This is a genomic window from Streptomyces sp. NPDC057280 (assembly GCF_042668605.1).
Classification (GTDB): Bacteria; Actinomycetota; Actinomycetes; order Streptomycetales; family Streptomycetaceae; genus Streptomyces.
Genome location: NZ_JBHUYR010000003.1, coordinates 532,699 through 545,466 on the forward strand (window position 1 = coordinate 532,699; position 12,768 = coordinate 545,466).

General features: G+C 69.5%; 12 protein-coding genes. 10 read left to right on the top strand and 2 right to left on the bottom strand.

Going from position 1 to position 12,768, the window contains the following annotated elements; genetic code table 11:
* The first annotated feature begins 39 nt into the window (after nucleotides 1-39).
* Nucleotides 40-1,122 carry a hypothetical protein gene (locus tag ACFUO4_RS20945; protein ID WP_383486783.1) on the top strand — a complete coding sequence of 361 codons (1,083 nt, stop codon included), beginning with the start codon at nucleotides 40-42 and terminating at the stop codon, nucleotides 1,120-1,122.
* A gap of 13 nt (nucleotides 1,123-1,135) precedes the next feature.
* Here ACFUO4_RS20945 and ACFUO4_RS20950 read toward each other — a convergent pair whose 3' ends face one another.
* Complete coding sequence (locus ACFUO4_RS20950; RefSeq protein WP_079311178.1) at nucleotides 1,136-1,795, bottom strand: class I SAM-dependent methyltransferase; 660 nt, start codon at nucleotides 1,793-1,795, stop codon at nucleotides 1,136-1,138.
* An 88-nt stretch (nucleotides 1,796-1,883) separates the two neighbouring features.
* Here ACFUO4_RS20950 and ACFUO4_RS20955 point away from each other — a divergent pair, with 88 nt between their 5' ends.
* Nucleotides 1,884-2,204, top strand: coding sequence for a hypothetical protein (locus ACFUO4_RS20955; protein ID WP_383486786.1), 321 nt, complete (start codon nucleotides 1,884-1,886; stop codon nucleotides 2,202-2,204).
* Here ACFUO4_RS20955 and ACFUO4_RS20960 read toward each other — a convergent pair.
* Nucleotides 2,173-2,481, bottom strand: coding sequence for a hypothetical protein (locus ACFUO4_RS20960; protein WP_383486789.1), 309 nt, complete (start codon nucleotides 2,479-2,481; stop codon nucleotides 2,173-2,175). The two genes, ACFUO4_RS20955 and ACFUO4_RS20960, sit on opposite strands and share 32 nt — an antisense overlap.
* Before the next feature lie 443 nt (nucleotides 2,482-2,924).
* On the opposite strand from ACFUO4_RS20960, the gene ACFUO4_RS20965 reads away from it, so the two are divergent.
* The 8 genes from ACFUO4_RS20965 (at nucleotide 2,925) to ACFUO4_RS21000 (ending at nucleotide 12,753) form a co-directional block, all read left to right on the top strand.
* Entirely contained in the window at nucleotides 2,925-4,145 is a 1,221-nt protein-coding gene (locus ACFUO4_RS20965) for an amidohydrolase (protein WP_383486792.1), read from the top strand.
* A 242-nt stretch (nucleotides 4,146-4,387) separates the two neighbouring features.
* Complete coding sequence (locus tag ACFUO4_RS20970; protein ID WP_383486795.1) at nucleotides 4,388-5,470, top strand: BMP family protein; 1,083 nt, start codon at nucleotides 4,388-4,390, stop codon at nucleotides 5,468-5,470.
* Nucleotides 5,471-5,690: 220 nt separating this feature from the next.
* A complete protein-coding gene (locus tag ACFUO4_RS20975; protein ID WP_079311179.1) occupies nucleotides 5,691-6,737 on the top strand; it encodes a BMP family protein in 1,047 nt (348 codons plus the stop codon).
* Nucleotides 6,738-6,951: 214 nt separating this feature from the next.
* Nucleotides 6,952-8,622, top strand: coding sequence for an ABC transporter ATP-binding protein (locus ACFUO4_RS20980; RefSeq protein ID WP_383487880.1), 1,671 nt, complete (start codon nucleotides 6,952-6,954; stop codon nucleotides 8,620-8,622).
* Complete coding sequence (locus ACFUO4_RS20985) at nucleotides 8,619-9,740, top strand: ABC transporter permease (protein ID WP_383486799.1); 1,122 nt, start codon at nucleotides 8,619-8,621, stop codon at nucleotides 9,738-9,740. Before ACFUO4_RS20980 ends, ACFUO4_RS20985 begins: the two co-directional genes overlap by 4 nt.
* Complete coding sequence (locus tag ACFUO4_RS20990) at nucleotides 9,740-11,002, top strand: ABC transporter permease (RefSeq protein ID WP_079311182.1); 1,263 nt, start codon at nucleotides 9,740-9,742, stop codon at nucleotides 11,000-11,002. The genes ACFUO4_RS20985 and ACFUO4_RS20990 overlap by 1 nt, the downstream gene beginning before the upstream one ends.
* Nucleotides 10,999-11,400, top strand: a complete 402-nt coding sequence (locus tag ACFUO4_RS20995; protein ID WP_079311183.1) for a cytidine deaminase — start codon at nucleotides 10,999-11,001, stop codon at nucleotides 11,398-11,400. Before ACFUO4_RS20990 ends, ACFUO4_RS20995 begins: the two co-directional genes overlap by 4 nt.
* 69 nt (nucleotides 11,401-11,469) lie before the next feature.
* The gene (locus ACFUO4_RS21000; protein ID WP_383486803.1) at nucleotides 11,470-12,753 is read left to right on the top strand and encodes a thymidine phosphorylase; all 1,284 of its coding nucleotides are present in this window, start codon (nucleotides 11,470-11,472) and stop codon (nucleotides 12,751-12,753) included.
* The last annotated feature ends 15 nt before the right edge of the window (nucleotides 12,754-12,768 follow it).

Below are 12,768 nucleotides of genomic sequence, written 5' to 3' on the forward strand. Positions count from 1 at the left end.
ATCCCCCTGATTCCCTTACGACGGGACGGTCGTACGTAGATGAGCCGCCGCGCCGGGTCAGCCGGCCCCCACACGCTCGCGTTCGTCGAGAGCCCGGTACAGCTGCTGAACGTGCTGGAGTGGGCGCATGCGCACGAGCTTGCCTCGGGCGATGCCCTGGGCGCGGGGCTCACCCTCGTCGTCCTGTCCCCGACCGACCCGATGACCCGGGGCCAGCTGCGCCGCATGGCGGAGCTGGCCCGCGAGGAAGGCCACGAGGTCCGCTGGGAGGAGGCCCGGGGCGGTCCCGCGGCCCCCTTCCAGACGATCGGCGGCCTCGCGGGCATGCTCCGCAGGGCCGACCGGGTCGTGCTCGGCGACCCGTTCTCGCGCTACGTCCAACTGCTGCTGACGATCACCCGGGCCGGCGAGCTGGTGGTGGTCGACGACGGCACGGCCACGATGGAGTTCGTGGCCCAACTGGCCCGCGGCGAACGCCTGGTGCGCTGGCACCGCAAGGGCGGCCGCCCGGGCCCCCGCGACCTGGTGTTCGCCCCGGTGTCGTCGGTGGCCCGCAAACGCCTGACGCCGTCCGGCGCCCGCCGGGTCGAGATCTTCTCCTCGATGCCGATGGAGGAGAAACCGCAGGGCGTGACGGTGACCGCCAACGCCTTCGCCTGGACCCGCTCCCGCTTCGGCCCGCCCCGCCTCACCAAGGGTGCCGACATGGTCGGTACGTCGCTGGTGGAGACGGGCGTGGTGGACGGCGACGCGTATCTGGAGGCGGTGAAGCTGCTGTCCAAGACGCACGGCACCACCCGCTACTTCGCCCACCGCCGCGAGAGCGCCGAGAAGCTGCACCGGCTGGCGGTGGAGACGGGCCTGGAGGTGGTCCGCCCCGACCTCCCGCTGGAACTGATCGCCCGCAGAGGCCCGATCGGCCGTACGATCCTCAGCTTCCCGTCCACCGTGGTCCACACCCTGCCGCTCGCGCTCGCCGGCACGGAGGTCAAGGTCGCGGTCTGCGACATCGACCCGGCGTGGCTGACGGAGAACGCCTCACCCCGGGCGCAGGGCTTCCTGTCCGGGGTGACGGGAACGGCGAGGGACGTGACGAGACTGTCGGCGGTGGCGGCGGTCTGACGCCTGCGAGGCCCTAGCCGTCCTTGCGGGCCAGGACATAGGCCTTCCGGTACTTCTCCTGCCCCTGGGGCTCGCGCACGGTACGGCTGTGCAGCTGGAGCCCGGCGGCGGTGAGCAGTTCGACGACGTCCTCCGGCCTGCGCCAGTAGTAGTCGAGCGAGATGGCGTGCCCGAACCGCTCGTCGAGATGCAGGTGGTCGTTCTCCTCGTCGTACTGGAAGGCGAGCAGCAGATATCCGCCGGGCGCGAGGACGCGCCGGAACTCCTGGAACACGCCCGGGAGTTGATCATCGGGCACATGAATGACGGAGTACAGCGCGGCGATCCCGCCGAGCGTGCCGTCCGGCAGGTCGAGGGCCGTCATCGACCCGAGATGGAACCGGAGTTCGGGATAGGTCTTCCGGGCCCGCGCCACCATCCGCGGCGAGACATCGATCCCGAACACCGGCACCCCGAGCGCGTGCAGCCGCGCGGTCACCACCCCCGGCCCGCTCCCCACGTCGGCGACCGGCTCCCGCCCCCGCTCCTTCACCAACTCCGCGAACCCACTGATCAAGGCCCGGTCGAAGGTATGGATCCCGGCCCAGTCCGCACACTGCTCGGCGTAGTCGTCGGCGATCGTGTCGTAGGCGGCGCTGGTGGACCGTATGAAATCAGGGATCTCGGCAGTCATGGGGGGCACCCTAGCGAGGGGCCACGACAGCGGGGTGAAGATGACGGGGCCTGTTCGAGAAGGATGCGGTGAGGGAGAGAGGGCGCAGATGAACGACTTGACCGAGCCGCGCTCCCGCGGTCAGGGACATCTGGAAGTGGCTCTGCCCGGTGTCACGTACCCCTACCTGACCTTGAGCTTTCGCGGCGGACACGCGGTCGTCCACCTCTTCACCGACGAGGAGACCGTGTTCCTGCTGGTGGGTGATGGCACCGTGTCGCCGGACGAGACGGTCGAGGTCCCGGTCCTGGATGAACTCGCGATCTTCACCGGGCACTTCGTCATGGGCGTCGACCGTGCTCGGGATGTCGTGCAGAGCTTCGTCCGGACGGGGTCGTTCACCGGGCTGGGGGAGTGGGTGGAGCTGTGACCGGGGTGGGGTGGTCCTCGTCCGCCGTCCAGGTGAACCCCGTCAGCCCGCCCGGGCCGCTCTCCTCGTCCGGCATCGACCGATCCCGCCTCCGTCGCACCAGCCACACCCCCGCCCCCAGCAGCCACCCCGCCGCGATCATCACGACCAGCATCGCCAGGCCCAGGCCCACCGTGCCGTAGAAGCCGACCCTCGCCAGCAGGCCCGGGATCTTGTCCTCGCCGCAGCCGCACGCCTGCCAGCCGTCTGCCAGAGGGGTCGCCGTCGTGGTCGTCATGCCGGGAGTGTGCCCGGTCACACCGGCCCGTCACCCCGCGTGGCGGAAACGTCGCGTGGCGGTGATGATTCCGGGACCGGAACAAGCGTCTCAGTGGAGGCAGGGTGGATTCCCGGCGTGGCGCGGTCCCGACAGGTGAACAAGGCCGACGGGACGGCACCGCGACGTGGTATCCCAGGAGGAGTGGGTGAGTGACGGATGTGGCCGGAAAGCCTTCGATCAAGGCAGTCGCAGGTCAGCCGCCGGTCACTCTCTGTGGATCGACGCCGATCGACGCGGATCGCCGAGATCCGTCCGGCCGGAAAGCCGGGCGAGTTTACCCATCCAAGCCGATACGTATGCGCCCAGCGGCCAGGTTTTCTTCCCCTAACGGGTTGAACTTTTGTTGATCGAGGGTCAGTTGGCCACCCGGGCGTCCTACCCTTCAGAGGGTGAAGCAATTGATGTCCCAAGAGTCCGAGGCCGAACCAGTCGGGGAAGCCGTGCTTCCCGGCACGCTGCCCGAGAGCCTGCGTGCCGAACTCGTCGCGTTCCGACGCGACTTGCACATGCACCCCGAACTCGGCAACCAGGAGTTCCGCACGACCGCGGCCATCAAGGCGCGGCTCGAGAAGGCCGGGCTGCACCCCCGGGTCCTCCCCGTAGGCACCGGGCTCATCTGTGACATCGGTGAGTGGGACGGCGGCAAGCCGATGCTCGCACTCCGTGCCGACATCGACGCCCTGCCCATTCCGGACACGAAGAGTGAGTGCGCGTACCGCTCCACCGTGCCCGACCGGGCGCACGCGTGCGGGCACGACGTGCACACCACCGTGGTGCTCGGCGCCGGACTCGTCCTCGCCGACCTGCACCGGCAGGGCCGGCTGCCCCGCCCCGTGCGGCTGCTCTTCCAGCCCGCCGAGGAGGTCCTGCCCGGCGGCGCCGCCGACGCCATCGAGTGCGGCGTGCTGGACGGTGTCGGGAAGATCATCGCCGTGCACTGCGACCCCCGCGTCGACGCCGGGCGGATCGGGCTGCGCACCGGTGCCATCACCTCCGCCTGCGACCGGCTGGAGGTCTCCCTGGACGGCCCCGGCGGCCACACCGCCCGGCCGCACCTCACCACCGACCTCGTCACCGCCGCCGCCCGCGTCGTCGTCGACGTGCCGGCCGTGGTCGCCCGGCGCGTGGACAGCCGTAGCGGACTCGCCCTGACCTGGGGGCGCATCGAATCCGGCCACGCGCCCAACGTCATCCCGCAGCACGCCGAGCTGTCCGGAACCGTGCGCTGCCTGGACCTGGACGCCTGGCGGCAGGCGCCCGACATCGTCGTCGCCGCGATCGACGAGATCGCCAATCTGCACCGGGCCAAGTCGGAGATCAACTACGTCCGGGGCGTCCCGCCCGTCGTCAACGACCCCGCGGTGACCGAGCTGCTGCGGGACGCCATGACCGCGCGGCGCGGGGCGCAGTCCGTCGAGGGCACCGAGCAGAGCCTCGGCGGCGAGGACTTCTCCTGGTACCTGGAGCATGTGCCGGGCGCCATGGCCCGCCTCGGTGTCCGCACCCCCGGTGAGCGGACCGTCCGCGACCTCCACCAGGGCGACTTCGACGCCGACGAGTCGGCCATCACCGTGGGCGTGGAGATGTTCACCGCGGCCGCGCTGCTCGACGGCGCCTCCTGAGGCCGTAGCGATCTCCGCGAAGGGGCGCCTCTTTGGTGCCCCTTCATCCCCTTGTGTCACCCGCGCGTAACCGGGTTCTCGCGAACGTAACCCGCTGTCGGCACGGTTCGATAACGGCCACGAGAAACCCCGTTCCCCTCCCCTTCTACGCGCGTTACTGTGCGCCGAAATCGCCACCGTTGGCGGCACATTGGGGATGCGGGGCCGTTCGACGGTGCCGTGGGGATGAAGGGGTGCTTGCTGTGCGTCGGATATCTCGGAGGACCAGGTTCTCCCAGGCAGTGGTGGCCGTCTCGGTCATCGCCCTCACGGCCGTCGGGTGCGGCGAGTCCAGCACCAAGGCCGACAGTGACAAGGCGTCCACCTCGGCGGACGGCAAGTACTCGGGCAAGGGCATCGGGCTCGCGTACGACATCGGCGGCAAGGGCGACCAGTCCTTCAACGACGCCGCCTACGCCGGCTTCCAGAAGGCCGAGAAGGAATTCGGCATCGGCGGCAGGGACATCGAGCCGCAGGACGGCGAGTCCGACGCGGACAAGGTCCAGCGCCTGGAGCAGCTCGCCAAGGCCGGCTACAACCCCATCATCGGCGTCGGCTACATCTACGCGCCGGCGGTGAAGGAGGTCGCCGCGAAGTACCCGAAGATCACGTTCGGCGTCATCGACGACGAGCAGGTCAAGGCAGCCAACGTCGCCGACATGGTCTTCTCCGAGGAGCAGGCCTCCTACCTCGCGGGCGTCGCCGCCGCCAAGGCCTCCAAGGCCAAGCACGTCGGCTTCATCGGCGGTGTGGACATCCCGCTGATCCACAAGTTCGGCGCGGGCTTCAAGCAGGGCGTCCAGTCCGTCGACCCGAAGATCAAGATCGAGTCGCAGTACCTGACCGAGACCCCGGCCGAGGGCGGCTTCTCCAGCCCCGACAAGGGCAAGGCGGCCGCCAGCGGCCAGATCGAGAAGGGCGCCGACGTCATCTACCACGCCGCCGGCCTCTCCGGGCAGGGCGTGATCTCCGAGGCCGCCTCGAAGAAGGTGTGGGCCATCGGCGTCGACTCCGACCAGTACAACCAGAGCGCGCTGAAGAGCTACAAGGACTACATCCTCGGCTCGGCCCTGAAGAACGTCGGCGGCGCGGTCTACGACCTCGCCAAGTCCGTCTACGAGGGCAAGCCCCTCACCGGCGTCCAGCGCGGCGACCTGAAGTCCGGCGGCGTCGGCTTCGCCGACTCCAACCCGAAGTACAAGGCCATGACGGACGTCGTCGCGGCGGTGGAGAAGGCCAAGCAGGACATCATCGACGGCAAGGTCACCGTCAAGACCACCGACTAGGCCCCTCGGGACCCCCGGATACGCCCGCCCGGGCGCCCTTGCAGCTCATACGCCCCTTGCCTCCCGCAAGGGGCGTACTGCTGTCCGTAGTCTGTGTTGCATCTGCGGCCACAGCTCGATAACGGACCGGACAGAAGGGGTTTTCCGTCTGGTCTACGCGCGTTACGCTGCGGCGGAACCAGCGCCTGGTATGGGCGCTTGCACAAAGGAGTCTCGTTCCATGCGCCGGGTGTCCCGTATCACGGTTGCAGGCGTTGCAACCGCAGCCCTTGCCCTGACCGCTTCCGCGTGCGGCAGCTCGTCCAGCGAGTCGTCGAACAGTGACAGCAAGAACCTGGGCCTCGCCCTGGCGTACGACGTCGGCGGCAAGGGTGACCAGTCCTTCAACGACGCCGCGACCGCCGGCATGGAGAAGGCCGACAAGGAGTTCGGCTACAAGTCCACCGCCGTCGAGCCGCAGGACGGCGAGTCGGACGCGGACAAGGCCCAGCGCCTGGAGAACCTGGCCAAGAAGGGTTACAACCCGGTCATCGGTGTCGGCTTCGCCTACGCGCCCGCCGTCAAGGAGGTCGCGGCCAAGTACCCGAAGACCACCTTCGGTGTCGTCGACGACGAGCAGATCAAGGCCGACAACGTCGCCGACCTCGTCTTCTCCGAGGAGCAGGCGTCCTACCTGGCCGGCGTCGCCGCCGCCAAGACCACCAAGACCAACGTGGTCGGCTTCATCGGCGGTGTGGACGTGCCGCTGATCCACAAGTTCGAGGCCGGCTTCAAGCAGGGCGTCGAGGACACCAAGAAGGGCGTCACGGTCAAGTCGCAGTACCTGACCGAGACCGCGGCCGAGGGCGGCTTCTCCAGCCCGGACAAGGGTGAGGCCGCCGCCGAGGGTCAGATCGACGACAAGGCGGACGTCGTCTACGCCGCCGCCGGTCTGTCCGGCCAGGGCGTCATCAAGGCCGCCAACGCCCACAAGGTCTGGGCGATCGGCGTCGACTCCGACCAGTACAAGCAGGACGCGCTCAAGGCGTACAAGGCGTCGATCCTGACCTCCGCCATGAAGAACGTCGAGGGCGCGGTCTACGACCTGGCCAAGTCGGTCAAGGACGGCAAGCCGGAGACCGGCGTCATCCGCGGCAGCCTCTCCAACGGCGGCGTGAGCCTGTCGAACTCCAACCCGGTCTTCGCGGACAACAAGGACACCCAGGCCGCGATCGAGAAGGCCGTCGCGGGCATCAAGGACGGCTCCATCAAGGTGAAGACCTCCTGACCCCACCCGGTCACAGGCCTTGGCCAAATAAGCGCTGTAATGGCAGCGTTACGGCCGCGGAACGGGGTGCGGAGACGATGCTCTCCGCGCCCCGTTCGCGCGGCAGAATGCTCGGAACGGATCGTTGGCCGAAAATGGACGATCAGGTCCGGGCACTATTTAAAGCAGGGGCGCTACGCGCGTAGAGTGGCCCCTTCCACAAGGAGAGTGCGCCATCGACGCGACCAGCAGCCCTCCGCTCACCGATCAGTCGACGATCGCTGTCGAGCTGGCGGGGATCACCAAGCGGTTCCCGGGTGTCGTCGCCAACCACGACATCCACCTGACGGTACGAAAGGGCACCGTCCACGCCCTCGTCGGCGAGAACGGCGCCGGCAAGTCGACCCTGATGAAGATCCTCTACGGCATGCAGAAGCCGGACGAGGGCACCATCGCGGTCGCCGGCACGCAGGTGACCTTCGGCAGCCCCGCCGACGCCATCGCGCGCGGCATCGGCATGGTCCACCAGCACTTCATGCTCGCCGACAACCTCACCGTCCTCGAGAACGTGGTCCTGGGCAGCGAGAAGCTGTACGGCATCGGCGGCAGCGCCCGCAAGAAGATCAAGGAGATCTCCGACCGCTACGGGCTCAACGTGCGCCCCGACGTCCTCGTCGAGGACCTCGGTGTCGCCGAGCGCCAGCGCGTCGAGATCCTCAAGGTCCTCTACCGCGGCGCCAGCACCCTCATCCTCGACGAGCCCACCGCCGTCCTCGTGCCGCAGGAGGTCGACGCGCTCTTCGCCAACCTGCGCGAGCTCAAGTCCGAGGGCCTGTCGGTCATCTTCATCTCCCACAAGCTGGGCGAGGTGCTGTCCGTCGCCGACGAGATCACCGTCATCCGGCGCGGCACGACCGTGGGCACGGCCGTCCCCGCCGAGACCACCCCGCGTCAGCTCGCCGAGATGATGGTCGGCAGCGAACTGCCCACCCCGGAGACCGCCGAGTCGACCGTCACCGACCGGGCCGTCATCGAGGTCGAGGGCCTCACCGTCTACGCCAGCGGCGGCGCCTCCATGGGCGTCGAGGCCGAGCCCGTCGGCCCCGGCTCCCTCGTGGAGGCCGGCGGCGAGGTCAAGAAGGTCCTCGACGACGTCACCTTCACCATCCACGCCGGCGAGATCATGGGCATCGCCGGTGTCGAGGGCAACGGCCAGACCGAGCTCATCGACGCGCTGATCGGCACCAAGAACGCCGACTCCGGCACCATCGCCTTCCTCGGCGAGGACATCACCCCCTGGCCCACCCGCAAGCGCCGCGAGTCCGGCGTCGGCTACATCCCCGAGGACCGCCACCGCCAGGGCCTGCTCCTGGAGGCCCCCCTCTGGGAGAACCGCATCCTCGGCCATGTCACCGAGGCCCCCAACGCCAAGGGCTTCTGGCTGAACCCCAAGGGCGCCCAGGCCGACACCCGCCGGATCGTCGAGGAGTACGACGTCCGCACCCCCGGCATCGACGTCACCGCCGCCTCCCTGTCCGGCGGCAACCAGCAGAAGCTGATCGTCGGCCGCGAGATGAGCCACGACCCGAAGTTCCTGATCGCCGCCCACCCCACCCGCGGTGTGGACGTCGGCGCGCAGGCCCAGATCTGGGACCGCATCCGCGACGCCCGCCGCGAGGGCCTGGCGGTGCTGCTGATCTCCGCCGACCTGGACGAGCTCATCGGCCTGTCGGACACCCTGCGGGTGATCTACGACGGCAGGCTGGTCGCCGACGCCAACCCGGCGACGATCACCCCGGAGGAGCTCGGCTCGGCCATGACCGGTGCCGCCACGGGACACCTTGAGCACGAAGAGACCGGCGAGGCAGCTGCCGCCGAATCCGCCCCGGAGGACGAGGCCCGATGAAGAAGTTCGACAAGGAGCGCCTGCTCCTCGCCGTGGCGGGTCCCGCCCTGGCGCTCGTCGCGGCGATCCTGCTGACCTCGGTCGTGCTGATCGCCTCCGGCAAGAGCCCGATCGAGCCCTACCGGCTGATGATCGAGCAGGCCGGCTACTCCGACGTCCAGGTCCTGATCATCAACCAGGCGTCGATGTACTACATCGCCGCCCTCGCGGTCGCCCTCGGCTTCCGCATGAACCTCTTCAACATCGGCGTCGACGGCCAGTACCGCCTCGGCGCCATGATGACCGCCGTCGTCGGCGCCCACGTCGCCCTGCCGGCCGCCCTCCAGGTGCCGCTGCTGCTCCTGGTCGGCGCGCTCACCGGCGCCATGTGGGCCGGTATCGCGGGCGTCCTGAAGGTCACCCGGGGCGTCAGCGAGGTCGTCGCGACGATCATGCTGAACTCGATCGCCACCAGCCTCATCGGCTACCTCACCCTCACCGACAACTGGGGCGTGCCGCTCGGCGACAACGTCACCACCGGTGTGATGAAGGAGTCCGGCTGGATCCCCGGCATCGACCTCGGCGCGGACGTCGGCGAGATCTACGGCCTGGTCTTCCTCGCCATCGCCATCGGCATCGGCTACTGGTTCGTCCTCAACCGCACCCGCTTCGGCTTCGACCTGCGCGCCACCGGCGCCTCCGAGACCGCCGCCGCGGCCTCCGGCGTCAACGCCAAGCGCATGGTCCTCACCGCGATGCTGATCTCCGGCGCCGTCGCCGGCATCTCCGGTCTGCCGCTGCTCCTCGGTGACGTCCACACGTACAGCCTCAGCTTCCCCGCCGGACTCGGCTTCACCGCGATCGGCATCGCCCTGCTGGGCCGCAACAACCCCGGCGGCATCGCACTCGCCGCCCTGCTGTGGGCCTTCCTCGACAAGGCGTCCCCCGCTCTCGACTACGCGACTCCCGAGCCGTACGAGAAGGAGATCGCCACGATCATGCAGGGCCTGATCGTGTTCGCGGTCGTCATCTCCTACGAGGTCGTCCGCACCTGGGGCCTGCGCCGGCAGCAGAAGCGCGTCGGTGAGGAACTCGCCGCGGCCGCCGCCCAGAACACCAAGAAGGAGGTGGCGGTCTGATGAGCACCGCGACCATCGCCAAGGCGCCGGCGAAGCAGCCCGGCAAGGGCGGCCGCCGCATGTCGCTGCCCGTCCTCCTCCTGATCATCTCGGGCGTGCTGATCCTGACCTCGGCCGTCCGTCTGATCACCGACGCGGACGGCATCACGTCCACCGGCCAGATGTCCACCGCCCTGCGCGCGGCCGTCCCGATCGGCCTCGCCGGCCTCGGCGGTCTGTGGGCCGAGCGGGCGGGCGTCGTCAACATCGGCCTCGAGGGCATGATGATCCTCGGCACCTGGTTCGGCGCCTGGGCCGGCTACCAGTGGGGCCCGTGGACCGGCGTCGTCGTCGGCATCATCGGCGGCGCGCTCGGCGCCGTCCTGCACGCCATCGCCACGGTCACCTTCAACGTCAACCACATCGTCTCCGGTGTGGCCCTGAACATCCTGGCCCTCGGCACCACCCGCTATCTGTCGAAGTTCACCTTCGAGGACGCCCCGCAGGGCTCCTCCAAGCAGTCCCCGCCGATCGACTCGCTCGGCACCTTCGACATCCCCGGGCTGTCCAGCTGGCTGGAGACCCTCAACCAGAAGCACTGGTTCCTGATCTCCGACATCGCCGGCCTCGTCGGCGGTCTGATCACCGACCTGTCGCCGCTCACCGTCGTCGCCGTCGCCCTCGTGCCCGCCACCTGGTACGTGCTGTGGCGCACCTCGTTCGGTCTGCGGTTGCGCTCCTGCGGCGAGAACCCGATCGCCGCCGAGTCCCTCGGCGTCAACGTCTACAAGTACAAGTACATCGCCGTGATCATCTCCGGCGGCTTCGCCGGCCTCGGCGGTGCCTTCCTGTCGATCGTGTCGTCCAACGTCTACCTCGACGGCCAGACGGCCGGCCGCGGTTACATCGGTCTCGCCGCGATGATCTTCGGCAACTGGATGCCGGGCGGACTCGCCCTCGGCGCGGGCCTGTTCGGCTACACCGACAGCCTCAAGCTGCGCGGCGGCACCACCAACGTCCACGCGCTGATCCTGCTGCTCGCGATCCTGCTGGTGTTCGGCGTCGCGTACCTCGTCTGGAAGAAGAAGTACGTCCCCGCCGCCATCACCGCCGCGATCTCGGCCCTGATGTTCGTCTGGTACTCCACCACCAACGAGGTCCCGAACCAGGTCGTGACCGCCAGCCCGTACGTCATCACCCTCCTCGTCCTGTCGCTGTCCGCGCAGCGCCTGAGGATGCCGAAGGCGGACGGTCTGCCGTACCGGAAGGGCCAGGGCAAGTGACCGTCTCCGCCGACTTCGACTGGGAGTCCCTGAGGGAGCTGGCGCGCGAGGCGATGAGCCACGCGTACGCCCCCTACTCGGGCTACCCGGTCGGGGTCGCGGCCCTCGTCGACGACGGTCGCACGGTCACCGGCTGCAACGTCGAGAACGCCTCGTACGGCCTCGGCCTGTGTGCCGAGTGCGGGCTGGTCTCCGAGTTGCAGCGCACCGGGGGCGGCCGCCTGACGCACTTCACGTGCGTCGACGGCCGGGGCGAGGTCCTCGTCCCCTGCGGCCGCTGCCGGCAACTGCTGTACGAGTTCGGCGGCCCCGACCTGCTGCTGGAGACACCGGCGGGAATCCTGCCGCTGTCGGAGATGCTGCCGCAGGCCTTCGGGCCGGGGCATCTCACCAAGTAACTCCCGTGCGGCCCCTCTGAATCGCTCAGGGGGGCCGCGCGATTTCTGTGAACGTCCGGAAGGAAATCCATGGCCATGGACGCCATCTCCGTCATCCGCACCAAGCGGGACCGCGGCGAGCTCAGCGACGAGCAGATCGACTGGGTCATCGACGCGTACACGCGCGGCGAGGTCGCCGACTACCAGATGGCCGCGCTGAACATGGCCATCCTCCTCAACGGCATGAACCGGCGTGAGATCTCCCGCTGGACCGCCGCGATGATCGCCTCCGGCGAGCGCATGGACTTCTCGTCCCTCTCCCTGCCGACGGCGGACAAGCACTCGACGGGCGGCGTCGGCGACAAGATCACGCTCCCGCTGGCCCCGCTGGTCGCCGCCTGCGGCGCGGCCGTGCCCCAGCTCTCCGGCCGAGGCCTCGGCCACACCGGCGGCACCCTGGACAAGCTGGAGTCGATCCCCGGCTGGCGCGCTCTGCTCTCCAACGAGGAGATGCTGCACGTCCTCGACACCACCGGCGCGGTCATCTGCGCGGCGGGCGACGGCCTGGCCCCGGCGGACAAGAAGCTGTACGCGCTCCGGGACGTCACCGGCACCGTCGAGGCGATCCCCCTGATCGCCTCGTCCATCATGTCGAAGAAGATCGCCGAAGGCACCGGCTCTCTGGTCCTGGACGTGAAGGTCGGCTCCGGCGCCTTCATGAAGACCATCGAGGACGCGCGCGAGCTGGCGTCGACGATGGTGGGCCTCGGCACCGACCACGGCGTGAAGACGGTGGCGCTCCTGACGGACATGTCGACCCCGCTCGGCCTGACCGCGGGCAACGCCCTCGAGGTCCGTGAGTCGGTGGAGGTCCTGGCGGGCGGCGGCCCGGCGGACGTGGTCGAGCTGACGATCGCCCTGGCCCGCGAAATGCTGGACGCGGCGGGCGTGAAGGACGCCGACCCGGCGAAGGCCCTGGCCGACGGCTCCGCGATGGACGTCTGGCGCCGGATGATCGCGGCCCAGGGCGGCGACCCGGACGCGGAGCTGCCGGTGGCCAAGGAGCAGCACGTGATCAAGGCGGGCGCCTCCGGCGTCCTGACCCGCCTCGCCGCCTACGACATCGGCGTCGCCGCCTGGCGCCTCGGCGCGGGCCGCGCCCGCAAGGAGGACCCGGTGCAGGCGGGTGCGGGCATCGAGATGCACGCCAAGCCCGGCGACACGGTGACGGAGGGCCAGCCCCTCCTGACCCTCCACACGGACACCCCGGAACGCTTCGAGTACGCCCTCCAGGCGATCGAGGGTTCCTACGACATCGCGGCGCCCGGGACTGACTTCACGGCGTCGCCGGTGGTGCTGGAGCGCATCGCCTGAGCCGAGGGGGGGGAG